This is a genomic window from Saccharomonospora iraqiensis subsp. paurometabolica YIM 90007, assembly GCF_000231035.2.
Classification (GTDB): Bacteria; Actinomycetota; Actinomycetes; order Mycobacteriales; family Pseudonocardiaceae; genus Saccharomonospora; species Saccharomonospora paurometabolica.
In genome coordinates this window covers 64601-89777 of sequence record NZ_KI912228.1, presented here as the reverse complement: position 1 = coordinate 89777, position 25177 = coordinate 64601, and the positions used below count along the sequence as shown (strand labels likewise).

At 70.9% G+C, this 25177-nt stretch carries 25 protein-coding genes, 2 tRNA genes, 1 other RNA gene and 1 pseudogene; 8 read left to right on the top strand and 21 right to left on the bottom strand.

All coding sequences use genetic code 11. The features are described from left to right. The first annotated feature begins 158 nt into the window (after nt 1-158). The 3 genes from amaP (at nt 159) to SACPADRAFT_RS0210095 (ending at nt 2990) form a co-directional block, all read left to right on the top strand. Nucleotides 159-734: an alkaline shock response membrane anchor protein AmaP gene (amaP, locus tag SACPADRAFT_RS0210105; RefSeq protein ID WP_007023828.1), complete on the top strand. Its 576-nt coding sequence runs from the start codon at nt 159-161 to the stop codon at nt 732-734. A 499-nt stretch (nt 735-1233) separates the two neighbouring features. After that, complete coding sequence (locus SACPADRAFT_RS0210100) at nt 1234-2121, top strand: sulfite exporter TauE/SafE family protein (RefSeq protein WP_007023827.1); 888 nt, start codon at nt 1234-1236, stop codon at nt 2119-2121. A 125-nt stretch (nt 2122-2246) separates the two neighbouring features. After that, nucleotides 2247-2990 (top strand): lysophospholipid acyltransferase family protein, encoded by a 744-nt coding sequence (locus SACPADRAFT_RS0210095; protein WP_028662372.1) that lies wholly within the window; start codon nt 2247-2249, stop codon nt 2988-2990. Nucleotides 2991-3118: 128 nt separating this feature from the next. Here the strand turns inward: SACPADRAFT_RS0210095 and SACPADRAFT_RS0210090 are convergent. The 3 genes from SACPADRAFT_RS0210090 to SACPADRAFT_RS0210080 all read right to left on the bottom strand — a co-directional run bounded on the left by SACPADRAFT_RS0210090 (nt 3119) and on the right by SACPADRAFT_RS0210080 (nt 4712). Beyond that, a tRNA-Ala gene (locus tag SACPADRAFT_RS0210090) sits at nt 3119-3191 on the bottom strand. 95 nt (nt 3192-3286) lie between these two features. Further along, nucleotides 3287-4147 carry a DsbA family protein gene (locus SACPADRAFT_RS0210085; RefSeq protein WP_007023825.1) on the bottom strand — a complete coding sequence of 287 codons (861 nt, stop codon included), beginning with the start codon at nt 4145-4147 and terminating at the stop codon, nt 3287-3289. Next, the gene (locus SACPADRAFT_RS0210080) at nt 4086-4712 is read right to left on the bottom strand and encodes a MauE/DoxX family redox-associated membrane protein (RefSeq protein ID WP_028662371.1); all 627 of its coding nucleotides are present in this window, start codon (nt 4710-4712) and stop codon (nt 4086-4088) included. Before SACPADRAFT_RS0210080 ends, SACPADRAFT_RS0210085 begins: the two co-directional genes overlap by 62 nt. 51 nt (nt 4713-4763) lie before the next feature. Here SACPADRAFT_RS0210080 and SACPADRAFT_RS0210075 point away from each other — a divergent pair, with 51 nt between their 5' ends. Then, nucleotides 4764-5594, top strand: coding sequence for a glutamate ABC transporter substrate-binding protein (locus tag SACPADRAFT_RS0210075; protein ID WP_007023823.1), 831 nt, complete (start codon nt 4764-4766; stop codon nt 5592-5594). Nucleotides 5595-5611: 17 nt separating this feature from the next. On the opposite strand, the gene SACPADRAFT_RS0210070 is transcribed toward SACPADRAFT_RS0210075, so the two are convergent. The 10 genes from SACPADRAFT_RS0210070 to SACPADRAFT_RS0210030 form a co-directional block, all read right to left on the bottom strand. Then, nucleotides 5612-6382 (bottom strand): hypothetical protein, encoded by a 771-nt coding sequence (locus SACPADRAFT_RS0210070; RefSeq protein WP_007023822.1) that lies wholly within the window; start codon nt 6380-6382, stop codon nt 5612-5614. A 106-nt stretch (nt 6383-6488) separates the two neighbouring features. Continuing rightward, a complete protein-coding gene (locus SACPADRAFT_RS0210065) occupies nt 6489-7205 on the bottom strand; it encodes a dienelactone hydrolase family protein (protein ID WP_007023821.1) in 717 nt (238 codons plus the stop codon). Nucleotides 7206-7334: 129 nt separating this feature from the next. Continuing rightward, nucleotides 7335-7745: a DUF2267 domain-containing protein gene (locus SACPADRAFT_RS0210060; protein WP_007023820.1), complete on the bottom strand. Its 411-nt coding sequence runs from the start codon at nt 7743-7745 to the stop codon at nt 7335-7337. Between the two features lie 5 nt (nt 7746-7750). Next, on the bottom strand, nt 7751-7975 hold the full coding sequence (locus SACPADRAFT_RS0210055) for a hypothetical protein (protein WP_007023819.1): 225 nt from the start codon (nt 7973-7975) through the stop codon (nt 7751-7753). Between the two features lie 128 nt (nt 7976-8103). Next, nucleotides 8104-8577 carry a carboxymuconolactone decarboxylase family protein gene (locus SACPADRAFT_RS0210050; RefSeq protein ID WP_007023818.1) on the bottom strand — a complete coding sequence of 158 codons (474 nt, stop codon included), beginning with the start codon at nt 8575-8577 and terminating at the stop codon, nt 8104-8106. Between the two features lie 34 nt (nt 8578-8611). After that, the gene (locus SACPADRAFT_RS0210045; RefSeq protein WP_007023817.1) at nt 8612-9091 is read right to left on the bottom strand and encodes an RrF2 family transcriptional regulator; all 480 of its coding nucleotides are present in this window, start codon (nt 9089-9091) and stop codon (nt 8612-8614) included. 204 nt (nt 9092-9295) lie between these two features. Beyond that, nucleotides 9296-9667, bottom strand: a transfer-messenger RNA (tmRNA) gene (gene ssrA, locus SACPADRAFT_RS30465). Between the two features lie 212 nt (nt 9668-9879). Continuing rightward, on the bottom strand, nt 9880-10818 hold the full coding sequence (locus SACPADRAFT_RS0210040; protein WP_007023816.1) for an amidohydrolase family protein: 939 nt from the start codon (nt 10816-10818) through the stop codon (nt 9880-9882). Then, entirely contained in the window at nt 10815-11297 is a 483-nt protein-coding gene (gene smpB / locus SACPADRAFT_RS0210035) for an SsrA-binding protein SmpB (RefSeq protein ID WP_007023815.1), read from the bottom strand. The genes SACPADRAFT_RS0210040 and smpB overlap by 4 nt, the downstream gene beginning before the upstream one ends. 62 nt (nt 11298-11359) lie before the next feature. Then, complete coding sequence (locus tag SACPADRAFT_RS0210030; RefSeq protein WP_007023814.1) at nt 11360-12181, bottom strand: SDR family oxidoreductase; 822 nt, start codon at nt 12179-12181, stop codon at nt 11360-11362. A 92-nt stretch (nt 12182-12273) separates the two neighbouring features. On the opposite strand from SACPADRAFT_RS0210030, the gene SACPADRAFT_RS0210025 reads away from it, so the two are divergent. Next, nucleotides 12274-13260 (top strand): helix-turn-helix transcriptional regulator, encoded by a 987-nt coding sequence (locus tag SACPADRAFT_RS0210025; RefSeq protein WP_007023813.1) that lies wholly within the window; start codon nt 12274-12276, stop codon nt 13258-13260. 71 nt (nt 13261-13331) lie between these two features. Here the strand turns inward: SACPADRAFT_RS0210025 and ftsX are convergent, their stop codons facing one another. The 6 genes from ftsX to SACPADRAFT_RS0209995 form a co-directional block, all read right to left on the bottom strand. Beyond that, nucleotides 13332-14228 carry a permease-like cell division protein FtsX gene (gene ftsX, locus SACPADRAFT_RS0210020; protein ID WP_007023812.1) on the bottom strand — a complete coding sequence of 299 codons (897 nt, stop codon included), beginning with the start codon at nt 14226-14228 and terminating at the stop codon, nt 13332-13334. 90 nt (nt 14229-14318) lie between these two features. Then, nucleotides 14319-15008, bottom strand: coding sequence for a cell division ATP-binding protein FtsE (ftsE, locus tag SACPADRAFT_RS0210015; protein ID WP_007023811.1), 690 nt, complete (start codon nt 15006-15008; stop codon nt 14319-14321). Between the two features lie 179 nt (nt 15009-15187). Beyond that, nucleotides 15188-16294 carry a peptide chain release factor 2 gene (prfB, locus tag SACPADRAFT_RS0210010; RefSeq protein WP_007023810.1) on the bottom strand — a complete coding sequence of 369 codons (1107 nt, stop codon included), beginning with the start codon at nt 16292-16294 and terminating at the stop codon, nt 15188-15190. Between the two features lie 99 nt (nt 16295-16393). Continuing rightward, the gene (locus SACPADRAFT_RS0210005) at nt 16394-16894 is read right to left on the bottom strand and encodes a PadR family transcriptional regulator (protein WP_028662369.1); all 501 of its coding nucleotides are present in this window, start codon (nt 16892-16894) and stop codon (nt 16394-16396) included. Nucleotides 16895-17051: 157 nt separating this feature from the next. Next, a tRNA-Met gene (locus tag SACPADRAFT_RS0210000) sits at nt 17052-17128 on the bottom strand. A gap of 224 nt (nt 17129-17352) precedes the next feature. After that, nucleotides 17353-20322 (bottom strand): UPF0182 family protein, encoded by a 2970-nt coding sequence (locus SACPADRAFT_RS0209995; RefSeq protein WP_007023808.1) that lies wholly within the window; start codon nt 20320-20322, stop codon nt 17353-17355. Nucleotides 20323-20494: 172 nt separating this feature from the next. Here SACPADRAFT_RS0209995 and SACPADRAFT_RS0209990 point away from each other — a divergent pair, with 172 nt between their 5' ends. Then, nucleotides 20495-21130 carry a PPA1309 family protein gene (locus SACPADRAFT_RS0209990; RefSeq protein WP_007023807.1) on the top strand — a complete coding sequence of 212 codons (636 nt, stop codon included), beginning with the start codon at nt 20495-20497 and terminating at the stop codon, nt 21128-21130. Nucleotides 21131-21140: 10 nt separating this feature from the next. Here the strand turns inward: SACPADRAFT_RS0209990 and SACPADRAFT_RS0209985 are convergent, their stop codons facing one another. After that, a complete protein-coding gene (locus SACPADRAFT_RS0209985) occupies nt 21141-22289 on the bottom strand; it encodes a YlbL family protein (protein WP_324604528.1) in 1149 nt (382 codons plus the stop codon). A 122-nt stretch (nt 22290-22411) separates the two neighbouring features. On the opposite strand from SACPADRAFT_RS0209985, the gene SACPADRAFT_RS0209980 reads away from it, so the two are divergent. Next, nucleotides 22412-23839, top strand: a complete 1428-nt coding sequence (locus tag SACPADRAFT_RS0209980) for a zinc-dependent metalloprotease (protein WP_007023805.1) — start codon at nt 22412-22414, stop codon at nt 23837-23839. A gap of 98 nt (nt 23840-23937) precedes the next feature. Here SACPADRAFT_RS0209980 and SACPADRAFT_RS0209975 read toward each other — a convergent pair whose 3' ends face one another. Beyond that, nucleotides 23938-24456 carry a M48 metallopeptidase family protein gene (locus tag SACPADRAFT_RS0209975; RefSeq protein WP_028662367.1) on the bottom strand — a complete coding sequence of 173 codons (519 nt, stop codon included), beginning with the start codon at nt 24454-24456 and terminating at the stop codon, nt 23938-23940. Nucleotides 24457-24814: 358 nt separating this feature from the next. Between SACPADRAFT_RS0209975 and SACPADRAFT_RS32615 the strand changes: the two are divergent. Beyond that, nucleotides 24815-25177, top strand: a pseudogene (locus SACPADRAFT_RS32615) (hypothetical protein); the annotation flags it as partial.

Below are 25177 nucleotides of genomic sequence, written 5' to 3'. Positions count from 1 at the left end.
AAACGCCGGCGGGTCCGGGTGCAGGCCGCCACGGCGAGCGAGGACCGCGCCGCCGTGGCGGAGCTCCGCCGGTCCGCGCAGCAGGCGGCGCGGAGCCGGATCGAGCAGCTCGAACTGCGGTCCTCCCCGTCGGTCACGATCCGCACCCGGAGCGCATGATGCACGCAGACCGCACCAACCGGACCGCCCTGCTCGTCCTCGCGGTGCTCCTGCTCGCCGTCGGGGTGCTCGCGGGCGCCGCCTCGCTCGGGCTGTTCGGCGACACGATCCGGCAGGAGCCACTGCTCGACAACGTGGTCGCCGACTTCGTCGACCGCAACAGCACCTGGCTCTGGCCGGTCATCGCGGCCGCCGCCGCGATCGTGGTCGCCCTGAGCGTGCGGTGGCTGCTGGCGATCCTGTTCTCCACCGACCGCACGGGGGACCTCGACCTCCCCGCCGAGGGTGGCCCGGGGCGTACGACGCTGCGTGCGGACGCGGTGCCGGACGCCGTAAGCGGGGAGATCGAGAGCTACAGCGGCGTCGACTCGGCCCGCGCCCGGTTCGTCGGGAACTCCGCACGGCCCACGCTCGTCGTGGCCGCCACGGTCGAGGAGCGTGCCGACGTGGCGGCACTGCGCCGCCGCATCGAGACGGAGGCGCTCACCCGCGCCCGCGACGCGCTCGACCGGCCGGATCTGGAGATCCGGCTCGACCTCACGGTGACGACCCGCCGCGCGGCACGGACGGCCTGACACCCGGGCCGCCCCCGTCCGTCACCGACCCGACACCGATCCCGACGCGGAATACCCCCCGGGGTTTGCTACGTTGTGGCGAGCGTTGGAGGTGGTGTTCGTGAACGGGCGATCCGGACCCGGGGGTGCCGGGAGGGCGCGCCCGCACCCGCCGGTGAAATCCCGGACCGCCGGCGCCACGCGGCACCGCGGACAGGCTCGCGTCCTCGGCGACGAGCCACCGATGACCGGACCGGGGTCCGGACGCCCGTTCCCGGGCCCCACCCGGCCCGATCCCGCCGCCTTCTCCCTCCGCCGTCGGCCCGCGCCGGGCCGCTGACGGGGGAGGGAGCGGGAACACCACCGACGGACACCTGTGACCGATATATACCCCCTGGGGTATTAAGGAGCTTGTTATGTCGCGGACTCCGGACGAGGGTGTGAACGGTACCGAGAAGGCACGACCGGGTATCACGACCACGCGGAAACCGGTGCCGGGCACGTCCGGGAGGTGTGGCCCGTGCTCGCGTTGACGATCGCCCTCGCCGTGCTCGTCGGGGTGTCCCTCGGCCTGCTCGGAGGCGGGGGCTCGATCCTGACCGTCCCGCTGCTCACCTACGTGGCGGGGATGGACGCCAAGTCCGCCATCGCCGTCTCGCTACTCGTGGTGGGGGTGACCAGTGCCGTGGCCGCCGTCTCGCACGCCCGTGCGGGCCGGGTGCAGTGGCGGACGGCACTGATCTTCGGTGGCGTCGCCATGGCGGGCGCCTACGGCGGCGGCCGTGTGGCCGAGTTCATCCCCGGAACGGTGCTGCTGCTCGCCTTCGCCGTCATGATGGTCGCGACCGCGATCGCCATGCTGCGTGGGCGCAAGGGTGCGGACACCGCGAAGACCCACGATCACCTGCCCGTCATCCCGGTCGTGCTGGAAGGCCTCGTCGTCGGATTCGTCACCGGACTCGTCGGCGCGGGCGGGGGCTTCCTCGTCGTCCCGGCGCTGGTGCTGCTCGGCGGTCTGTCCATGCCCACGGCGGTGGGGACGTCGCTGGTCGTCATCGCGGTGAAGTCGCTGGCCGGCCTCGGCGGCTACCTCAGCACCGTCGAGATCGACTGGGCGGTGGCCGCGGGAGTGACCGCGGCGGCCGTCGTCGGCAGCCTCGTCGGTGGCCGGCTGGTCAGCGTGGTGCGGCCCGAGCAGCTGCGCAAGGGCTTCGCCTGGTTCGTGCTCGCGATGTCCGTCGTGATCTTCGTGCAGGAGGCACCCGCCGCGGTCACCGGATTCATCGCGGACAACGCCGTCCTGTTCTCGGTGCTCGGCGCGGTCGTGGTCGCCGGGGCGGTCGGTACGACACTCGCTCTCCGGCGACGCCGCTCCGACACGGAGCCCGCCCGGCACGGCAGCGGGTGAGGCACCCACACCACACCGGGACCCGGCCACCGGATGGGTCCGGTGGCCGGGTCCCGGAGCCGGTCGGTGGGTGACCGTGGCCCCTGCCCGACGCACCGGAACCTACGGTTGCGTAGCCTGAGGGCGTGGCTGACGTCGTGTACCCCCCTGTCGTGCTGGCGGCCAAGACCATGTTCCGGGTGCTGGACCTTCGGCTGCGGGTGACGGGCACCGAGCACGTCCCGCGCACCGGTGGTGCGGTGATCGCCTGCAACCACGTCAGCTATCTGGACTTCCTCTTCTGCGGCCTGGGCGCACAGCCGGCGAAACGGTTGGTGCGGTTCATGGCCAAGAAGGAGATCTTCGACAACCGGATCGCCGGGCCGCTCATGCGCGGCATGCATCACATCCCGGTGGACCGGGCGGCAGGCAAGGACTCCTACGGCGAGGCGGTCCGGCGGCTGCGCGCGGGCGAGGTCGTCGGAGTGTTCCCGGAGGCGACCATCAGCCGGTCCTTCACCGTCAAACCGGTCAAGTCCGGTGCGGTCCGGATGGCCGCCGAGGCGGGCGTGCCGGTCGTGCCGATGGCGTTGTGGGGCACGCAGCGGCTGTGGACGAAAGGCAGGCCGCGCACGCTCACCACACGGCACGTGCCGATCCACATCCACGCGGGCAGGCCGTTGCGACCCGGTCCGGACGACGACCCCGATGTGGTCAGCCGCGATCTGCGCGCCCGCATGTCGGCGATCCTCGACGAGCTGCAGGCCGGCTATCCCGAGCAGCCCACCCGCGACGACGACCGCTGGTGGCTGCCCGCCCACCTCGGCGGCACCGCCCCCACCCCGGAGGAGGCGGCCGCCCTCGACGCCCACCGTCCCACGACCGACTGAGCCCCACGCCCGACGGGGGTCCACGCCCGACGGGGGTCCTCAACCGACGGGGGATCCGAACTCGGGACCGAAACAGCGAAAGGGTCACCCGCGGAGCGGGTGACCCTTATCTGCTAACACCTCTGCGGTGGAGCTAAGGGGACTCGAACCCCTGACCTCCTCACTGCCAGTGAGGCGCGCTACCAGCTGCGCCATAGCCCCTTGTGTTGTGTGGGAACCACTGTATCCGATCGCCCCGCGGCCTCGAACAGGGGGGTCCGTCACCGCGCCGAGGGCGGTGACGGACCCCGCCGCGGTCAGCCCGCGCGCGCGTCGGCGACCACGTCGTCCAGCCAGTTCGGGTTGTTGAAGGCGTCGACGACCTCCCCGTCCGCGACCACCAGCGGGGTGGCGAAGGCGGGCCCACGACCGAGATCCCGGTGCAGGCTGCTGTCGCTCTCCACCTGCTCCATCTTGCGGTTCAGCAGATCCTCGTACTTCCCGTTGCGCACGCCCTCGGCGAAAGCCGGGTCGGTGATGCCCAGGTCGCGGCCCAGCTGGATCAGCTGGTCCTTGTCGTAGGCGCGGGCACCCTCGCCGGGCTGCGCGGCGAACAGACTGTCGTGGTACTCGGTGAACGTCCCGGCGTCGGCGGCCAACAGCGCCGCGTTCGCCGCGTGCAGCGAGTAGCCCGCCGGGTCGGAGCGCTCGGTCAGCATCGGCACCATGTGGTTACGCACCGCGAGCTGCCCCTGCGCGACCCGGTCGCGGATCTGCTCGCCGTACTGCTGCTCGAACTGCCCGCACGCCGGGCACAGGAAATCGGCGTAGACGTCGATCGTGGCGGGGGCGTCCTGTTCACCGACGACGACCACGGACCCGTCCCGGCGTTCCGGCAGGTCCGCCGTCGCGGTGGCGGTGGGGATGTTCTCCCCCTCCGTCGCGTTCTTCGCGGAGTTGGTCCAGATCAGGCCGCCGACGACCACCGCGACGACCAGCACAACCACGCCGACGATCGCCGGGACACGCCGCGTGTCGGTACCGCCCCGCGCGGCGGCGACCGCCTTCGCACCCGCGTTCTTCCCGCCGCTCTTCCCGCGGTTCGCGGTCGGCCCGTCACTCCCGGTCGTCCGCTGTTGTTGCCGCCGCCTGCGCTCGGCTCGTTCCGCTCCGCCCACTGGGCTCGGTGTCCTTCCTCGTCTCGCCGTCGTCCCCGGAAGCTCCGGTTCCCCCGGGTGCGCCGTGTGTCCCGTCCCCGGACGCGTCCGGGCGGGGCCGCCGCAGCCAGCCGTCCAGCGACAGCCGTGTCCCGGGCCGCACCAGCAACCACCCGGCCAGTGCCAGGAACCCGAGGTCCCGCAGGATGTCCTGCGGATACTCGGTCTCCCCCTCGGCGACCCGGCCGCCCCCGCCGAAACACCCGCAGTCGATCGTCAGGCCGCGTGCCCACGCCTGGGCGACCCCCGCGACGAAGAGCACGAGCACCACCACCGACACCGCGGCCGAGGCGCGGGTCAGCACGCCCAGCGCGAGCAGCAGCCCGAGCACCACCTCCACCAGCGGCAGCGCGGTGGCGACCACCCCGATGAGCTCGTCGGGCAGCACCTCGTAGGCCTGCACGGCGAGGTACGCCTGCCCCGGGTCCGCGAGCTTCAGCCCCCCGGAGACGAGCCAGACGGCGGCCAGCCCCAGCCGCACGAGGGTGCCGACGCCGTCGAGTGTCCGTCCCGGTGAGCCCCGCACGCCCTCTAGGCTAACCGGCGAACCTGAGAAGCCAATGAGAGGCGGAATCGGATGCGACGACCGACGTTCCTGGTCAGCGCCCTGATGCTGGCTTCGACGCTGGTCGCGTGTACGGCCCCGGACGCTGCTGAGGACTCGATCGTCACCCGCGCGAGCGACACCGGGTCGGTGACGATCGGCATCCGCATCGACCAGCCGGGGTTGTCGGAGCGGACGGTCGACGGCCGCATCGTCGGATTCGACGCGGACGTGGCCCGGTTCGTCGCGGAGGAACTGGGGGTGGCGGCCGAGGACATCGTCTGGCGGGAGACGGTGGCCGCCGAGCGGGAGAGCGCACTCAGCTCCGGTTCGGTCGACATGGTGGTGGCGGCCTACTCCATCACCGACTCGCGACGGCAGGAGGTCTCCTTCGCCGGGCCGTACTACGAGACCGGCCAGGACGTGCTGGTGCACTCGGCGACCGAGACGATCTCCGGGACCGCGGAGCTGCGCGGCCGGACGTTGTGCTCGCCGAGCGGGTCGACCTCGTCCGACACCGTCCGGGAGCGGTTCGGCGACGCCGTGACGCTGGTCGAGTACACGCGGGTCTCCGAGTGCGTGACGGCCCTGCTCGCGGGGCGGGTGGACGCGGTCACCACCGACGCCGCCATCCTCGCGGGCCATGCCGCCCAACACCCCGAACTGCTCCGGGTGTCCGGGATGCGCCTGTCCACCGAGCGCTACGGCGTGGGCCTGCCCCGGGGGGACACCGACGCCCGTGCGGCGGTCACCGCCGCCCTGCGCCGGATGATCGACTCCGGGTCGTGGCGTGTCTCGGTGGAACGCAACCTCGGGCCGTCCGGCATCGAGATCCCCGATCCCCCGACGGTCGGCGGCCGGTGACCGGTCCGCCGGACCCGTCAGGCGGCCCGGGCGGCCTGCGCAGCTGCCGCTTCGGTGTCCCACTCGTGCAGCCCCTCCGCCACCGCGGCACGGATCTGGGTCTGGTTCTCCCGGACGGCGTGGGCGAAGAACTCGTCCACCCGGGGATCGGTGAGCACCTCGAGCGTGACCCGCATCGTGGTGTCCACGACGGTGCGCACCACCTCGTCGTGGAAGGGGAGCCGGGAGAGCGCGCCCGCGTGCGGGTCCTGCCGGACCTTCTCGGTGACGATCTCCCGCAACGACTCCTTGTGCTCGTCCAGCGAGCGCGCCACGTTGCGCGGGTAACGCCCGGTCTCGAGCACCTTGGCGACCTCGTCGAGCACCGCGACCGTGACCGGCTTCTTGATCGCCGACACGATCGGCCGCGAGAACCGTTCCACGAGCCGTTGGGTGAACCGCTCCCCGAACACCCGGTCCGCCGTCCGGGCCAGCCGCACCACCAGCACGACCACCCGCAGCAGGCGCAGCCCGCGCAGCGCCGGGTGTGCCACGGGGATCATCCCGAGCACCTCGTACCACCCGCGCAGCGGGAACCGCCGGTCCCACCGGGCCGCGCGCCAGCGCCACAGGAACTCGATCGCGAACACGCCGCAGATCGCGGTGTCCACCACGAACACCAGACGGGCCGTCGCCGCGGAGACGTCGGCGACCATGGTCCAGGTCAGCAACGCGACCGAGCCCACGGCCAGAAGGAGCATCACCACATCCACGGCCATCCGGCCGCGCGAAATACCGCCGCTGGTCATCGCCGGGATTGTTCCCGAGGCTCCGGCGGGCGCAGCACACCACCCCCGGGCCCCGCATCCGCGACCGCTGGTGCCGCCCCGACCGGAGCGGGCGGGGCGGGCGCGGTCAGCCCGTGGTCGTGGCGATGAACCGCATCGCCTGCGGCCAGGAGAGGTCGTGGGCGGCGGCGTTGACCTCGGAGCTCTCCCGGCGGGCGCGGTCGGTGAAGCCGTGCTCGGCCCGGGGATAGACGTGCACGAGGCTCTCCCCCGTCTCCCGCGAGTGCAGGGCGGACTGCAACCGGCTGAAGCTCTCCCACGGCACCAATGAGTCGGCGCCCGGGTAGAGCATGAGCACCGGCGCGGTGATCCGGGCGGTGGCCTCGACCGCGTCCACCGTGTGGTTCGGTGCCGGGGTCGCAGGCACGGTCGGGTGGTAGGCGACGACGTTCGCGAGCCGCTCGTCCCGCGCGCCGAGCAGGAGCGCGAACCGGCCGCCCATGCAGAAGCCGATCACCCCGACCCGGCTCAGCCCCAGCTCGGAGTGCATGTGATCGAGCAGGCGACGCATCTCCGTCAGGGACTGTTCGTCGTCGAGCCGGCCCATCAGCTCGAACAGCCGCTCCCGGGAGGTGTCGTCGGTGCTCGGTCCGTGCCACGGGTCCCAGCTCAACGCGGTGACCCCGGTCCGCGCGATGTCGTCGGCGAACTCCCGCACCTGCGCGCCGATGCCGGTGACCATCGGCAGCAGCAGCATCCCGGCCGTGCTCGGGTCGGTGGGGCGGGACAGGTACGCGCGGAGGTCGTCGACCTCGACCATGCCGCCCTCGATCTCGTGTGCCATACCGGCACGGTAGCGAGGGTCACTGTCGTCCGCCGAACGCGGTGGGATGTGTCCGCCCGGGGGTGGACCACGCCCCACCACGTCGGCTCCGCGCCGGTCCGTGTCGGCCCGGCCGCCGCGGGAGGCGGACTACGCGCGGAGTTCGCCGGTGCTGCCGGTGTCGACCAGCTCGCGGAGGTCGTCGGGCAGGGCCTCCCGGACCTTGTCCATCACTCCCTCGGTGGCCTCGCCCGTCACCTCGAGCACGACCCGGGCGCCGTAGACGGCGTTCGACTCGCCGAGATGTCCGCGATCGGCCACCCGGCGGGTGAACTCGTCCCGGTCGAACCGCTCGCCCGACCCCGCGCCACCCATCGTCACCGTCCGGCGCAGGCTCTCGCCGATCTCCATCGGGAGCTGGTCGGCGAGGTTGGTCGTCAACTGCTCGGGGATCCGCTCGCCCAGCGTCTCCAACGTCGCCCGGGTCAGCCCCTCGGCCTCACCGCGTCCGGAGAGCTGTGCCCGGGCCTGGACCTGGCCGATGAAGTGGTCGTGGTCCATGTCCCTCAGCCCCTCGACAACCGGGCGACCAACATCTGCTTACCCTGCTCGCCCGCCTTCTCGTTGTTGTGCTGGATCTTGCGGAACCACTCGGCGAGTTCCGTGTCGCCGTCGCGTTCGGCGTCGGAGATGTACTGCTTCATCTGCCAGGCGTAGTGCAGGGACGCCTGCACGACACTGACGAGGTCGTAGTAGTCGTCCTTCACCGGACTCGGCGGTGCGGCTGTCATCGGTCTCTCCCTTCGTTCGCGACCGTTCCGGGATTTGCCGATCTCGACGCGGCCGAAACCGCCACCGCACCGTCGAAAACGCCGCCCCGGAGCGGCCCGGGGAGCGACGCAGGCCGGCCGCCGCGGTCTCAGGACGCCGCGGCGGCGCGGTGGCTGCCGGCGAGCTGGCGGGTGGCCACGTTGATCCGGTTCCAGGCGTTGATCGTGGCGATCGTGGTGACCAGCAGCGCGAGCTGGTGCTCGTCGAACCACGCCGCGGCCTCGTCCCACACCGGGTCGGGCACCGCCTCGCCCCGGTCGGCCAGTCGGGTGGCCGCCTCCGTGAGGGCGAGCGCGGCCCGTTCCTCCCCGGTGAACCAGGGCGCCTCCCGCCAGGCGGCGACCGCCGACAACCGCTGTTCACTCTCTCCCGCCGTCCGGGCGTCCTCGGTGTGCATGTCCAGGCAGAAGCCACAGCCGTTGATCTGGCTGGCCCGCACCCGCACCAGTTCCTGGATCGTGCGCGGGAGCACGTCGTCGTCCCGGGTGGACCGTTCGAGCGCCGAGAGCGCGCGGTACGCGGCGGGCACGTGCTCGTAGGGGTTCTTCAGCCGCGGTTCCATGGCAGAGCTCCTCCTCGTTCGGTACTTCTCTCGGTCATGACACCCCGCCGAGCAGCGCGGCACGGACCCGCTGCGGCGCGTCCGGGTTGGTGCGCTCGACGTCCCGGGCGACGTCGGCGACCGTGCGGGCCGCCAGTTCCCGCCGCCACGCCAGCTCCGCCCGGCGCATGCTCAGCGAGATCGCGCAGTGGTCCCGGTAGTCGACGTCCGGGTCGCCGCCCGGGCCGTGCCGCAGGATCCGGGTACAGCGGAAGGCGTCCTCGGAACCCTCCAGGGCGACGACGACGTCGAGCAGGGAGACCTCCTCCGGCGCCCGGTCCAGCCGGAACCCTCCCCGCGGCCCGGGAACCGAACTCAGGATCCCGGCGCGCACCAGCGCCTGCAGCTGCTTGTTGAGATACGCGGACGGCAGCTCGTAGATCCCGGCGAGACGCGTCGCGGGAACGGCCTCCCCCGCCCAGGCCAGATTCAGACACGAGTGCAGTGCCCACTCCACGCCCTGACCCATCCGCATGGCGGCAATCCTAGCGATCCAGGATGCAGCTTGTCCAGATTAAGTGCCCGCGAGTCGCCACTCCACGTCCGCGAGTTGCCACCCCAAGACGGTGAGTCGACGCCTCAGGTCGGTGAGTCGACGCCTCAGGACAGCCACCGACCGCTTCATCAGGACGGCCACCGGCACAGAAGACCCCCGGCCGGCGGGGCCGACCGGGGGTCTCGGTGGAGGTGCCGGGAATCGAACCCGGGTCCTCTGGCGCCTTTCCAGGGCTTCTCCGTGCGCAGTTCGCTGTGTCTCTACTCGGCCCCACCGGTCACGCGAACAAGCCGGTGTGACGGGCCCAGCCACTGTCGATGTCCCTACCGGTTCCCGTGGCCGGAACCGGCGGTGAGCCTCCTGGCTGATGCCGGCAACCGGGTCGGAGGCTTACCCGGGCCGACAGACTCCGCGCTCGCTCAGGCGGCGAGGGCGAAGTCGCGCTGACTGTTAGTCTTGGCGCTTATATTTAGTGCGACGACGCTTGCGGTGGTCGTTGCCTGCACCGACACGCTTCCCCTGAATCAACGTCCAGAGTCGAAACCGTTCACCCCCTCGTTGGGTCTGCTGTCTCGTTGGATCTGCTGTTTGTGGGGTTGTCGCCCCACGTGGCTCCCGCGTTATCACCGCGATCGCCTGCACCCAGGATAACGCCCCGCGCAACCGGATAATTCCACCGGTCCCGCGCCCCTGGTCCGGCAGCGCCTGCCTGGTCCGATATCGCCTGCCGGGTCCGGTATCACCGTCGTCGGCGCATACCCGTGCGGCTACAGGTCCAACAGCTTCGCGGGTGTGTCGTGCAGCACCGCACGCAGAAACGGTTCGCCGAGGCGGTCGTCGGCAGCGGCCCAACCCGCGATCGCCCGGAGCTGGGTCGCGTACGGGTACGGGATGTTCGGGAAGTCGGTGCCCAGCACCACCCGGTCGGCGATCCCCGCGAGCCGGGCGGGCCAGTCCCGCGGGGCGGGCATGAGCTCCTCGGTGAACGGCACCCCCACCATCGTCGTGTCGAGATACACCCCGGGATACCGCTCCACCAGCGCGAACGCCTCGTCGTACTCGGGCATTCCCGCGTGCGCGAGCACCGTCACCAGCCCGGGATGCCGTTCGAGGACGCGCTCGAAGACGTCGAGGCCGGTGTACTCGCCGCGCAACGGCCCGTGCCCGCAGTGCACCACCACCGGGACCCCGGCCTCGGCGATCAGCCCCCACGCCGGGTCGAGCTCCGGCGCGCGGGGGTCGTAGGCACCGACCTGGACGTGTGCCTTGAAGCACCGGGCACCGCCCTCCAGTGCCTCGGCCACGTCCGAGGCCGCCGACGGTTCCGGGTACAGCGTCGCGGTGGGCACCGCCCCGGGAACGCGGTCGGCGAAGTCACGGGCCCAGCCGTTCAGCCACCGCGCCATGCCGGGTCTGTGCGGATACACCAGCGGCGCGAACGTGTGCACGCCCAGCGAGCGCAGCCGCGCGATCCGGTCGGGCTCGGGCCACCGGTAGTACACCGGCCACCGGATGCCGTAGTGGCTCTCCGCGTGGTCGAAGTACTCCCACACCTTCCGCAACACCCGCTCGGGCAGGAAGTGCACGTGGATGTCGACGAGGCCTTCCAGGCCGAGACCACGCACCCAGGCGGCCACCTCGTCGTCGTGGGCCGGGCCCGGCGCGCCGGCACGGGACGGGTCCTCGGCCGGGACACCGTCGGTCACCGCCGGTTCTTCCCCTTCGCGGCGCGGCCCATGGCCCGCTCGATCTCGCGCTGCGCGTCCCGCTTGGCCAGCGCCTGGCGCTTGTCGTGCACCTTGCGCCCCTTCGCCAGCGCCAGCTCGACCTTCGCCTTGCCGTCCCGGAAGTACAGCGACAACGGCACCAGGCTGTAGCCGGACTCCTTCGTCTTGCCGATCAGCTTCTCGATCTCTTGCCGGTGCAGCAGCAGCTTGCGCTTGCGCCGGGGTTCGTGATTGGTCCACGTCCCGTGGCTGTACTCCGGGATGTGCACGTTGTGCAGGTAGATCTCCCCACCGCTGACGGTGGCGAACGAGTCGGCCAGCGACGCTTTGCCCGCGCGCAGGCTCTTGACCTCGGTCCCGGCGAGCACGAGACCGGCCTCGTAGGTGTCGATGATCGAGTAGTCGTGCCGCGCACGACGGTTCGACACGATCACCTTGTGACCGACTTCCTTGGCCATCCTTCGACTCTATCCCGTCCGGTCCCCCACGACGCCACCCGCACCGGGCGCGACACGCCGGCTCACCCACCGAAGGCGGCCGCGTTATCGCGTACCCATCCGGCGAAGGTGCGCGCGGGCTTACCCGTGACCTCCTCCACGGTGGGCAGCACCGTGTACCCCGCCTCGGGCGGATCGGTGCGCATCCACAGGAAGAAGTCGATGTCCTCGTCGGAGAACCCCTCCCCACGCCAGCGGGCGATCATGTCCTCCCGGCCGAGTTCGACGAACCCGATCTCGCGCCTGAGCACCGAACCGATCACCCGGACCTTTTCCGGCGCGGTGAGTGTCTCCGGACCGGTGATCCAGTACTCCCGACCGGAATGTCCCGCACCGGTCAGTACGGTGGCGGCCACCGCGGCGACGTCCGCGTCGTGCACCATCGCGCTCCTCATCTCCGGGAAGCCGTCCCGGACCACCCCCTCCTCGCGGACGGAGTCCGCCCACTCCAGCGTGTTCGACATGAACTCGACCGGAGCGAGGTAGGTGTGGGCCAGCCCCGAGGCCTCGACGGCCTCGTCCAGCGGAGTCCTGCCCGGTTCGCCCTTGAGCACGGTGACCGCCCGTACCCCCGCGTCCCGGGCCATCGCCATGATCTCGGTGCCGTTGGTCAGCGGCGCGTAATCGTCCCCGAATCCGATCAGGTGTGCGGCGGTGACCCCGGTGAACAGCCCGGTGAGGCTCGCGGTGTCACCGAGACTCCCCGGTACGACCTCGACCTCCTCCGGGAGATCCGCGTGCGCCGGTCGACGGGACAGGGCGCGGACCCGGTACCCCTCGGACACCAGCTGCTCGACGAGCGGCCGACCGACGTTCCCCGTCGCACCGGTCACCAGAACGGTCATGACTCCTCCTGTCGTCTGCGGACGATGCACGGGGCGGACGCTAGCCACCTTCGCGGCCGATCACTGACCGCGAACCGTGCGAGACTCCGCGTGTGTTGGAGACCTCCGCGCGGTTGCTCCGCGTGTTGACGCTGTTGCACTCACGTCGCGACTGGTCCGGGCCCGAACTGGCCGGAGAACTCGGCGTGAGCCCCAGGACCGTCCGCCGGGACGTGGACCGGCTCCGTGCACTCGGGTACCCGATCAACGCGGTCGGCGGGGGCGGCGGCGGCTACCGGCTCGGAGCCGGTGCCTCCCTGCCACCGCTGCTGCTCGACGACGAGGAGGCCGTCGCGGTGGCCGTCGGATTGCGCACCGCCGCGGCGGGCACCGTCACCGGGATCGCGGAGACCTCCGTCCGCGCCCTCGCCAAGCTCGACCACGTGCTCCCCCCGGCCCTCCGGCACCGCGTCACCACGCTGAGCTCGGCACTGGTGACCACGCCGTTACCGGGTGCGACCGTGGACGCCGCCACCCTCACCGTGATCGCCACCGCGGTCCGGGAGCACCACCGCCTGCGCTTCGACCACGCCGCCCGGGACGGGACGACCTCCCGCCGCGATGTCGAGCCGTACCGGCTGGTGCACAGCGGACGGCGGTGGTACCTGGTCGGCTGGGACACCGGCCGTCAGGACTGGCGCACGTTCCGGGTGGACCGGCTCTCCCCCCGCACCCCCACAGGACCGCGGTTCGTCCCCCGCCCACTGCCCGACGACGACGTGGGGCGGTACTTCGTCCACAGCATGACCGTCGACCGGTTCCACCACCGCGCCGTGCTGGTGATGCGGGCGTCCGCGGAGGAGGTGGCCGACGAGGTCCCGCCCACCCTCGGGCTCGTCGAACCGATCGACGAGACCTCGTGCCTGGTGCGGATCGGCTCCGACAGTCTCGACCAGCTCGCGGTCTGGGTCGCCGCGTTCGGATTCGAGTTCGAGATCGTCGAGCCGCCCGAACTGGTGGAGCACATGGGCACCCTGACCGCACGGCTCCAGCGGGCCGCACGGGCGAGCGCGGGCGGGAACCCGGGGCGGCGGGAGTGACGCGGGACGCTGTTCGCGGACGGTCCCGCCGACAGCCTCCGCCACCCGACACCCGCCCCGGGCGCGACGTGTCAGTGGCGCACGTAGAGCCGCAGGGTGATGTACCCGGTCACCGCGGAGATGACGACCGAGGTGGCCAACAGCACCGGGGCGACGTGGATGCCGATGTCGAACAGTCCGATCGCCGGGATCGCGCCCACCTGCTCCACCAGCCGGTCGAGCACCGCGTACTTCAGCCCGACCAGGCCACCGATCGCCAGGAACGCACCCAACACCCCGGCGACCACCGCTTCCAGCAGGAACGGTAACTGCGTGTACCAGCGGGTCGCGCCCACCAGGCGCATGATGCCCACCTCGGTGCGCCGGGTGAACGCCGAGACCTGGATGGTGTTGGCGATCAGCAGCACGGCGGCCGTCGCGGCGATCAGGGCGACGAGGAAGGTGCCGTTGCGGCCCTCGTTGAGCAGGCCGAGGAACCGTTCGAGGAACTTGTTCTGATCGTTGATCTTGGAGATGGCCTCGTCACCGCTGTACTCCTGCACGATCACGTCGCTGCGCTGCGGATCGAACAGTTTGACGTGCAACGACGCGGGCAACGAGTCCGGCCGGGCCAGCTCCATCATGTCCGGCTCGCTCTTGAAGATCTCCTGGAAGCGCGCGTAGGCCTCGGAGCGGTTCTCGTAGGAGACCGACTCGACCGCCGGGTCGGTCTCCAACGACTGCCGCAGCGACGAGCACGCCGACGTCGTGCAGTCCTTGTCGTTCGCGCTGATGTCGTCGTTGAGGTAGACGGTGACCTCGACGTCGTCGAGGTAGTTCGCCTGCATCTTGTCGATGGTGCGGACGAACAGGAGGCCACCACCGAACATCCCGAGCGAAATGGCGGTGGTGAGGATCATCGCGACGGTCATCGTGACGTTGCGGCGGAGACCGGTCACGACCTCGCTGAAGACGAAGCTGGCGCGCATCTCAGGGACGTTTCCTTGGGTTCGGGTGGCCGGGGCGGGCGGTGCTGTCGGGGACGGGGCGGAGGGCGGGGTTCGCGGACGTCGACGGGATCAGCGTCCGACGCCGTAGACGCCTCTCTTGTCGTCGCGGATCACGCGGCCGTCGTCCAGCTCGACGACCCTACGCCGCATTGAGTCCACGATCGAGTGGTCGTGGGTCGCCATCAGCACGGTGGTTCCGGTGCGGTTGATGCGTTCCAACAGGAGCATGATGTCCTGACTGGTCTCCGGATCCAGGTTCCCGGTGGGCTCGTCGGCGAGCAGCACCAGGGGCCGGTTGACGAACGCCCGGGCGATCGCCACCCGCTGCTGTTCCCCGCCGGAGAGCTCGTGGGGCATCCGGTCGGACTTGCCGTCCAGACCGACCAGCTCCAGCACCTCGGGCACGACCTTGTCGATCGTGCGCTTGGGCTTGCCGATGACCTCGAGCGCGAACGCGACGTTCTCGGCGACCGTCTTGTTCGTGAGCAGCCGGAAGTCCTGGAAGACACAACCGATCGTCTGGCGCAGCCGGGGGATCTTGCGCCGGGGCATCTTGGCGACGTCGAAGTTCGACACCGACACCCGACCCTTGCTGGGCACGTCCTCCCGCAGCAACAACCGCAGGAATGTGGACTTGCCCGAGCCGGAGGGGCCGATGACGAAGACGAACTCGCCCTTGTCCACGTCGACGGTGATGTCCTCCAGAGCGGGACGCGTCGAGGTCTTGTAGACCTTGGAGACGTTCTCGAGCCGGATCACGGTCGGCCATCCTACAGTCGGCCGACGTGAAACCTCGGTTGCCTCCGCACCCGGCTCCGCACACCGGGGGCGGCCGGCCTCCCGCCCCGGGCCACGACGTCCGGCGGGCCCGGGACAGCGTCCGCCGAGCGGCTCAGCCGACAGCCGCCGAGCGGCTCAGCCCACCGCCGCCGAGCGGCTCAGCTCGCCTCCGCCTGCTGCTTGCGCCACCGGATGCCCGCGTCGAGGAAACGGTCGATCTCGCCCTCCAGCACCGCCGTCGGGTTGCCCGTCTCGTGCTCCGTGCGCAGGTCCTTCACCAGCTGGTACGGGTGCAGCACGTAGGAACGCATCTGGTTGCCCCAGCTCGACCCGCTGTCGCGCAGGGCGTCCAGCTCGGCGCGCTCCTCCTCCTTCTTGCGCTGGAGCAGCTTGGCCTGCAGCACGGACATCGCCACGGCCTTGTTCTGCAGCTGGGACTTCTCGTTCTGGCAGGACACCACGACGCCGGTCGGCAGGTGGGTGATGCGCACGGCCGAGTCCGTGGTGTTGACGCTCTGCCCACCGGGGCCCGAGGAGCGGTAGACGTCGACCCGGATGTCCTTCTCCGGAATCTCGACGTGGTCCACCTCGGCGACCTCGGGAAGCACCTCGACGTGCGCGAACGACGTCTGCCGCCGGTTCTGGTTGTCGAACGGCGAGATCCGCACCAGCCGGTGGGTGCCCTGCTCCACCGAGAGCGTGCCGTAGGCGTAGGACGCCTCGACCTTGAAGGTCGCCGACCGGATGCCGGCCTCCTCGGCGTAGGAGATGTCGTAGATCCGGGTCGGGTAGTTGTGCCGCTCCGCCCAGCGCAGGTACATCCGCAACAGCATCTCGGCCCAGTCCGCGGCGTCCACGCCCCCGGCCTCCGAACGGATGGTCACCACGGCATTGCGCTCGTCGTACTCACCGGACAACAGCGTGCGGACCTCGAGTGCGTCGATCTCCCTGGTCAGCTCCGCCAGTTCGGTGTCGGCCTCCGCGCGGCTCGCGGCGTCGCCCTCGGCCACCGCGAGCTCGTGGAGCACACTCAGGTCGTTCACCCGCTGGCGCAGGTCGGTGACCTTCCGGAGCGCGCCCTGCTGGTGCGACAGCCTGCTGGTGACCTTCTGCGCGGCGTCGGGATCGTTCCAGAGGTCCGGGCGCGCGGCCTCCTGCTCGAGCTCGGCGACCTCCTTGCGCAGCGCGTCCAGATCCATGACGGCCTCGACCTGGGAGAGCTTGCCGCCCAGGTCCTTGATCGCAGTTTCGAAGTCGACACTCACAACTGACAAGGTTACGGCAAAACACGCGACCACTCGTCGGCGGCCGCGCCGGGGAGCGGGTGGGCCCCTCCGCCGGGGTGGCCGGACCCGGGTGCGGGGTCAGCTCGACGAGATCGAATCGACGAGCTTGAGCGCGGCACGGGCGTAGGCCTGGCCGAACTCCGCGACGGCCTTCTCGACCGGGTCGCCGGCGGCCCTGACCGCGGCCTTGGCCTCGTCCAACTCGATCTTGTAGGTCTCGCGGGCCGCCTCGAAGAGGTTCGCACGCTGCTTCGGCGTCAGGACGCCCGCGTTGACCACCCGCAGGATGAGCGGGCTGCGGAGATGATCGGCACCGGAGTCGGCGGTGACCCACGCCTTGAAGGCCCGCTTGCCCGCGGCGGTGAGGATGTACTGCTGGCTGGAGCGCGGCCCCTGCTTGCCCAGCCGGAGGTAACCCTCCTTGTGCAGGGCGGGGAGCTCCCGGTACACCTGACTCCGCGTGACCCTGAAGAACGTGCCGAACCGTTCCTCAGCCGCCGCGACGAGTTCCCCGCCGGTGGCGGGACCGTCGTGGAGCAGACCAAGCAGTGCTGCGGCAGTCGCGTTCAGATCGGACACGCTCCTCACCGTGCCACGGATCCGATGTTCTGTCCACTGTGGCCCGGCAAAGGGGTCCACAATGGAACAGGTGGTTCACCTGGCGCACCCGGTCCGCCACGTCCCGTACCGGACACACAAGTAGGGCCCGAGCACTCAGCTCGGGCCCTACTCCATCTGGTAGCGGGGACAGGATTCGAACCTGCGACCTCTGGGTTATGAGCCCAGCGAGCTACCGAACTGCTCCACCCCGCGTCGGTGTGTTTTCCACTGTACCTCACCGTCCGGGCGACCTTCGCAGGGGGGGTCCCTTTCCGGTGGGCCCCGGCGGGAGGCGTTCACTCCTCCGTGCCGGTGAAACCCACTCTACGCCACGCCCTCCGACCGGCGCAAAGCGGGGGTCCTCGAAGACGAACCACCAGGTCACCCCCGGTGTTCCGACGCCGGGGCGCCGGGACACCGGGGGTACCGGGGTGAACTCAGCCGCCCGAGTTCTGCGCCTGCTCGTACCGCCGCGCGGCCTCGTCGAGCTCCTGCAGCGCCTCACCCTGGGCGTTGAAGTCCCCGTTCTGCTGCGCCTGCCGCAACTTCTCCAGCGCCGCCTGGATGTCGGCGACCGCCTGGTCCGACTCCGGGCTCTGGCTCTGCCCGTCCTGCGGCGGCTGTTGCCCCTGTTCGGGCGGCTGCTCACCGTCCTCCGGGGGTGCCTGCTGCTGCTCGTCCGGCGAACCCTCCGACCCGTCCCCGGTGTCCTCCGCCGGTCCGGTGGCCGCCTCGCCGGTGCCCTCGCCGAAGACCTGGTCCAGCGATTCGCTCAGCGTCGAGGCGACGCCGATGCGCCCGTCGAACGACACCAGCACCCGCGCCAGCTGCGGATAGCTCTGATCCTGGCGCTGCTGGATGTAGACCGGCTCCACGTAGAGGAAGCCGCCCGCGACCGGAAGCGTCAACAGGTTGCCGTAGATGATGTTGACGCTCTCGTTGCCCAGCAGCGTCCGGTCCTGGGTGAACTTCGGGTTGCTCTGGAAGGCGTTCTGGACCTGGATCGGCCCCTCGAGCTGCTGCCCACCGCTGGTCGGCAGCTTCAGTACGGTCATCTCCCCGTAGTTGTCCGGGTGGGACGACACCGTCATCCAGGCCGCCAGGTACTGCCGCTCCAACGGTGTCAACGCGCTGGTGAGCTGGAACTGCGGCCGGTTCTGCCCGGGCGCCTGGGCGTACAGGTAGTACGGCGGCTGGTTGGCCACGTTCCGGGTGGGGTCGGTCCCGCCCTCCTCGGTCGGGTCCTGCGGCACGTTCCAGAACGTCTGCGTGGAGTAGAACTCCTGCGCGTTGCTGACGTGGTACTTCGTCAGCAGCTCACGCTGGACCTTGAAGATGTCGTTCGGATAGCGGAAGTGCTGCCGCAACTCGTCGCTGATCTCCGAGTGCGGTTGCACCATCCCGGGGAAGATGTCCATCCACGTGTCGAGCACCGGATCCTGCTGATCCATCTCGTAGAGCTCGACCGTGCCGTCGAAGGCGTCGACGGTGGCCTTCACCGAGTTGCGGATGTAGTTGATCTGGTTGTCCTGCTGCCGGGGGACGCCGGTCAGCGAGTCCTGCGTCGCGTCCCCGAGCGAGGTCCGCTGGGCGTACGGGAAGTTGTTCAGCGTGGTGTAGCCGTCGACGATCCACTTGATCTTCCCGTCGATCACCGCCGGGTACGGGTCCTCGTCCACGGTCAGCCACGGGGCCACCTTCTCGACCCGGTCGGCGGGATCCCGGTTGTACATGATCTTCGCGCCGTCACTGATCTGTTCGGAGAACAGAATGTTGCGCTCCCCGTACTGGGCCGCGAACACCGCGCGGTTGACCATGTTGTCGATCGGCACCCCGCCCGCACCGTCGTAGAGGTAGGTGCGGTCGTTGGCCGTGTCGTACTCGCCCGGCGCCTCGCCCTGGGTCCCGCCGACGATCGCGTAGTCGGTGGCCAGTTCGCCGAAGTAGATCCGGGGCTGATCCACCTGGATGCCGGCGCCGTCCGGGTCCTGGGTGTCACTGGTCCGCGCCAGCGGATACCCACCGTCGCTGTTGCCGTCCTCCAGCGCACGGTCGATGGTGTTCGCCGGCGCCGCGACGAAGCCGTTGCCGTGCGTGTACACCAGGTGGCGGTTGACCCAGGTGCGCTGGTTCTCGGCCAGCCCGTCGGTGTTGATCTCCTTGGCGGCGACGACGTAGGCCTGCTTCTCGCCGTCCACCTCGTAACGGTCGATGTCCAGCTTCTCCGGGAACCCGTAGAAGTTCTCCCGACCGACCCGCTGGGTGAAGGTCGGGCTCAACACGTTCGGGTCGAGCAGCCGGATGTTCGGGACCGTTCCCGTGTCGTTGCGCACCTCCTCGGAGGTGGGGTCCGTGTTGCCGGTGTAGTCGTTCTCCACGTTCATGGTCTCTTCGCCGAGATTGAACGCGTGCTTCGTGGCCGCCATGTTGTGCTCGATCGAGGCGGCCTCCTTCTCGTTGGCGTTCGGCCGCACCGAGAACTGCTCGAGCACGGCGGGCCAGGCCACGCCCAGCACCAGGCCGGACAGCAGCAACAGCACCAGCCCGATCGCGGGCAGCTGGATGTTGCGCAGGAACGCACCCGCGAAGAACGTGATCGCGATCAGAACCGAGATGATCAGCAGGATCAGCTGCGCCGGCAACACCGCGTTGAGGTCGGTGTAGGAGGCACCGGTGAACAGGTCGTTACGGTTCGACCACAGCAGCTCGTAGCGGGCGAGGAAGTACTCCGCCGCCTTGAACAGCACGAACACGCCGACGAGCACGAGCAGGTGCACCTTCGCCGGGCCGGAGATCTGCCCCCCGCGACCGGCCAACCGGATGCCGCCGAAGAGGTAGTGGGTGGCCGCCGCACCGAGGAACGACACGACCAGGGCGACGAACAGCCACCCGAGCAACCACCCGTAGAACGGCAGGCTGAAGGTGTAGAAGCTCGCGTCCATGTTGAAGACGGGGTCGGTCCAGCCGAACTCGGACCCGTTCAGGAACAACTGCACGACCCGCCAGTTGGCCTGGCCGCTCGCGCCGGCGATGAGACCGACGAGCACGGGAATCCCGATGCCGAACAGCTTCGCGCGGGCGCTGACCAGGGTCCGGTACCGCGCGAGCGGATCCTCGGTGCCGGACACCGGCACGAAGATCGGCCGGGACCGGTAGGCGAGCCACAGGTTCAGCCCGAGCAGCCCGCCGACCAGCGCGCCGGTGGTGACAAACAGCGCGATGCGGGTGAACAGGATGGTGCTGAAAACCCCGCGCGCGTCGACCTCGCCGAACCACAGCCAGTCGACGTAGGTGTCGAGCAGCCGGGCACCGAGCAGAAGCAGCAGCACGACCGCGGCCGCGACGGCGAGCAGCACGCGGGCGCGCCGGGACAGTTTCGGCAGACTGGCAGGAGGCCGGGTGGCCACTACGCACACTCCCCGTGATCGGACGGATACTGGCGGAACGCCGACGCTCGCAGCATCCCTGCTGACGGCAACGTCCCTGTTCACTCAACTCTACGGTGAGGCGCCCGGGTTCCCGAAGCCCCCCAAATCGGGCGTCCGCACGGGCTGCGCGGCCGCCTGCGAGGATGGTGCCATGAGCGACAGCGAGGAGCGGGCGGGTTCGGCCAGGGTAGCCGCCTCGGCACGCGAGGTCGAGGAGTTCGTGGCCTCGGGAGGCTGGAATCAGCCGACCCGGTTGTTCGCGCTGGTGGCGACCGCCGAGATCCTGCGTCAACAGCCCGAGCTCGCCGCGCAACTCGACCCGGACAGCGAATTCACCCCGGTCGCCCAGGAGGACCTGCCGGAAGGCGATCTCGCAGAGGCCCTCGGGCGGATCGCCTGGCCGGACCTCGTGCAGGGCTGCGCACTGGCGCAGGAGATCGTCGTGCTGCCGCCGGAGGCGGAGTCCGAACTGCCCGACGTCGGCGGTTCCGGTGCGGCGGGCACGGACGGACGGGACCCGGACGAGGAGGACCTCGAACGGCTCCGCCGCGCCGCGGCCGATCACCCCAGCAGGACCGAGGCCCGGCTGGTCGCCGCCGTGCTTCGGGACGGCGAGGCGTCCTGCGTGATGCGTCTGCGCGGCGTCCAACCGCCCGCGCAGGCCCCGTCGGACGGCCCGGTCGACGGGGCCGACCGTGCGTCGGTGGAGGGCACCGACGAGATCGTCGAGCACCCGGACCTCGCCCCCAACCTGGTGCAGGCCCTGCGCGCGACGTTCCAGCCGTGAGCGGCGCGGGTCAGCCCGCGCAGGACTCCACGGGCTGACCGTTCTCCAGTGCCTCGAGAGCGCGGATGGCGTCATCGAGGGTGGACACGTCGATCAGGCGGAGGTCGTCCGGTGCGGCGGCCACCGCCTCGTCGCAGTTGCCACTCGGCACGAGGAACGCGGTCGCGCCGGCCTCGCGGGCCGCGACCAGTTTGAACGAGATCCCGCCGATCTCCGAGACGTTGCCCTGCGCATCGATCTCCCCGGTGCCCGCGACCCGGGCGCCCCCGGTGAGATCGTCCCGGGTCAACCGTTCCACGATCGCCAGCGCGAACATCAGGCCCGCCGACGGCCCGCCGACGTCGTTGTCCAGGGCGATGTCGATCTCGAAGGGGACCTCGGCGTGTCCGGTGGGCACGAAGCCGACGAAACCCTGGGGGCGTCCGTCCGGCCGGTTCGCCAGCGTCACGGACTCGGTCCGTTCGGAGCCGCCTTCCCCGGAGAAGGTCAGCGAGACCCGCTGGCCGGGCCGGGTGCCGGACAGGGCCTCGTACACGTCGGCGGTGTCGGAGACCTGCCGCCCGTCGACCGCCAGCAGCCGGTCACCGGGTTCGAGCACGCCGTCCGCGGGACTGCCGTCGGTGATCCGGTCGACCCGGACGTGGACCGGGTGTCCGAGCTCCCGCAGCGCCGCGACCTCCGCGTTGCTCTGGGAGCGCTGGAACTGCTGCAGGTTGCGCTGCCGGACCTCCTCGTCGGTCTGGCCGGGCCGGAAGTAGTTCTCCCGGGGGGCCAGCGCGAACCGACCGCTCACCCACAGCCCGAGCGCCCCGAACAGGGTCACGTCGTCGTTCAGTGAGACGGTGGTCATGCGGAGCTCACCGTCGGAGGAGTAACTGGTCTCCCCCTCCACGGTGACGATCTCCTGTCCGTCCACCGTGCCCAGCGTGTCGTAGGTCGGCCCCGGTCCGAGGGCGACGTAGGGAACCCGCACGAAGGACCCCACCAGGGCGAACACCAGCACCAGCACACCGCTGAGCACCAACGTCCACCCGCGGCGGGACAACCGCCGGGCGTTGCCCCGGGGACTCTCCCCGTCCCCGGACTCCGGCGCCGCGGGGGGAGGACCGTCGGCGTGCGGGTGACGGGCCGGTGTCTCCCTGTCCGAAGGCTCACTCACGCGACCCAGCGTACGGTGACCGACATCGTGCCCGACGTGGGCGTCACCGCACGCCGTCGGCGAACGCCGCGGCCACGCCGTGGGTGGGTACGCGGCGCCCCGACCAGCGTACGGTGGGGGATATGAGCAATCCACCGTTCGGCTTCGGGCTCCCCGATCCCGACAAAGGCCCCGAGAACGACCCGTCCGGGCAGGGTGGGCAGTCCGGTTCGGGCGCCGACGCCTTCCAGCAACTGGGGCAGATGCTCAGCCAACTCGGGCAGATGCTGAGCCAGACGGGTAGTTCGTCGGGTCCGGTGAACTACGACCTGGCCAAGCAGATCGCCGTGCAGCGCCTCGGCGGCGAGAGCCGGAGCCGGATCGGGTTCACGACCGAGGACCAGTCGGGGGACGCGGCCGTGCGGGACGCGGCGCATCTCGCCGAACTGTGGTTGGACGAGGCGACCATCCTGCCCGCGGGTGCGTCCAGCACGGTGGCGTGGTCGGCGCGGGACTGGATCGACCGGACCCTGCCGACCTGGCAACGGCTGTGCGATCCGGTCGCCAGGCAGGTGTCGAACGCCTGGACCGAGGCGCTGCCGCAGGAGGCCAAGCAGGCGGCGGGGCCGCTGCTGTCGATGGTCGGACAGATGGGGGGCATGGCGTTCGGCTCGCAGCTCGGCAACGCCCTGGGTGGGCTCGCCTCCGAGGTGCTGACCTCGACCGACATCGGGCTGCCGCTCGGGCCGGAGGCCACCACGGCGCTGGTGCCCGCGAACATCGAGAAGTTCACCGAGGGCCTGGAACGACCCAACAGCGAGGTGCTGGTGTTCCTCGCCGCGCGGGAGGCCGCGCATCAGCGGTTGTTCGCGCACGTCCCCTGGCTGCGTCAGCGCCTGCTCGCCACGGTGGAGGAGTTCGCGCAGGGCATCTCGGTGGACACCTCGGCCCTGGAGGAACTCGCCGGGAAGATCGATCCGAGCAATCCCGCGGGGATCGAGGAGCTCATGTCGTCCGGCCTGCTGGAACCCCGGACGACCCCCGAGCAGCAGGCCGCGCTCACGCGGCTGGAGACGCTGCTCGCTCTCGTCGAGGGCTGGGTCGACGTCGTGGTCGCGGACGCGGTCGGTAACCGCCTCCCCGGTGCGGACGCGCTGCGGGAGACGTTGCGGCGCAGGCGCGCGACCGGCGGGCCCGCCGAACAGACCTTCGCCACCCTGGTCGGGCTGGAACTGCGGCCGCGCCGGATGCGGGCCGCCTCGGAGCTGTGGAGCGAGGTCGGCTCCCGCGCGGGCGCCGACGCCCGGGACAACCTCTGGTCGCACCCGGACCTCATGCCGACCGGCGACGACCTGGACGACCCGGCCGGGTTCGCGGAACGGCTCCGCACCGGGGGCGCCACCGGCGACGACCTCGACCCGATCGCGGAGCTCGAACGGACCCGCCGCGCGGAACAGGAACAGGCCGAGCGGGACCGGGCGGAGCCGGACCAGGGCGGTCCGGCCGACACCGCGCCCGACGACCACCGGGACCGCCACCGGCGGGAGGACGACCCCGGCACGGACGGCTGAGACCTCCGCGCGACCAGGTGTGCCGGGGCCGCTACGGTCGTCCGTGTCCGCTCGGTCGTCCGTACCCGCTCGGTCGGCCGCGCCCGCGCAGTGTCCGCTCAGTCGTCCGGGGCCGGTGTGCGCGGTCCCTCCGCCGACGACAGCCCCTCCAGGAAACCGATGGCACGTTCGGTTTTCGGATAACGCCGTACCAACGCCCAGAATCGCGCGTTGTGCTCGGCGACCCGGAGATGGGCCAGCTCGTGGACGAGGACGTAGTCCAGTACCCAGGACGGCACGGTGCGCAGGCGCTCGCTGACCCGGATCGTGCGGTCCCGCGGGGTGCACGACGCCCACCGCGTCCGCATGGGGGGCACCCATCGCACGCTGGCCGGCTGTGCGGTGCCGTCCAGGTACCGCCGGGACAGCTCCGTGCACCGGAGGAGCAGCGCCTCGTCCGAGGCGCGGGCCGGCGCACCCCGTCTGTTCTCGGTGCGCCGGAGCTTGCGCTGCATCTCGACGATCCAGTGCCGTTCCTCCGACTTGGTCATGGTGGCGGGGATGAGCACCACCAGCGTGTCGCCGTCCCGGTAGGCCGTCACCGTCCTCCGGCGGCGGGGGCTGCGGCGCACCTCCACCTTCTGGTCGGCACCGTCCTGGTCGGTGCTGTCCTGGTCGGTGCTGTCGGGGTGGGCACCGGGGTCGGCTCTGTCCAGGTCGGCTCGTTTCCGCGCCCCCCGGGAGCCGCCGTCCGGACGCCGGTCCCGCCGGGCCGGCTGACCCGACCGGCGCCGGGTCGACTGTCGTGGGGACTCGTCCCAACTTCCGAGTGAGGGAACCCGTGCATCGGCCACGTCCCCCACGGTAAGGCCGGACCCCGACAACGACGAGGCTGACAACATCACACTCCGGGAGTTGTCCACACCGGCGAGCCTGCTGTGGACAACTCCGGTCACCGCGCGTGCGCCCACGCACCGTCGGCTTCACGCTGTGCGCATGACGACCAGCGCAACCGTGCCCGACCCCGCACCACCGAACCTGCCGCTGCCGCGCCGCCCGCGGCTGCTGCCCGGGCTGGAGGTGGTGGACCGCCGTGCCGACGAGCTCCAGATCGGTCTCGATCCGGCACGCGCCGTCGTGGTGACCGGCCTCGCACCGGTCCTCGTCGACATCCTGCGCACGCTGGACGGCCGGCGGGGCCTGTCGACCCTGTTCGCCCAGGCGACGGACGCGCACGCGGGCAGGCTGCACGCGGTGCTCGCCGACCTTCTCCGGCGGGGGCTCGTCGAGGACACCGCCCCGACGGGCGGGCACGGCAGGCAGCACGACCCCCGGCCGGGGATGACGGCTGTCTCCCAC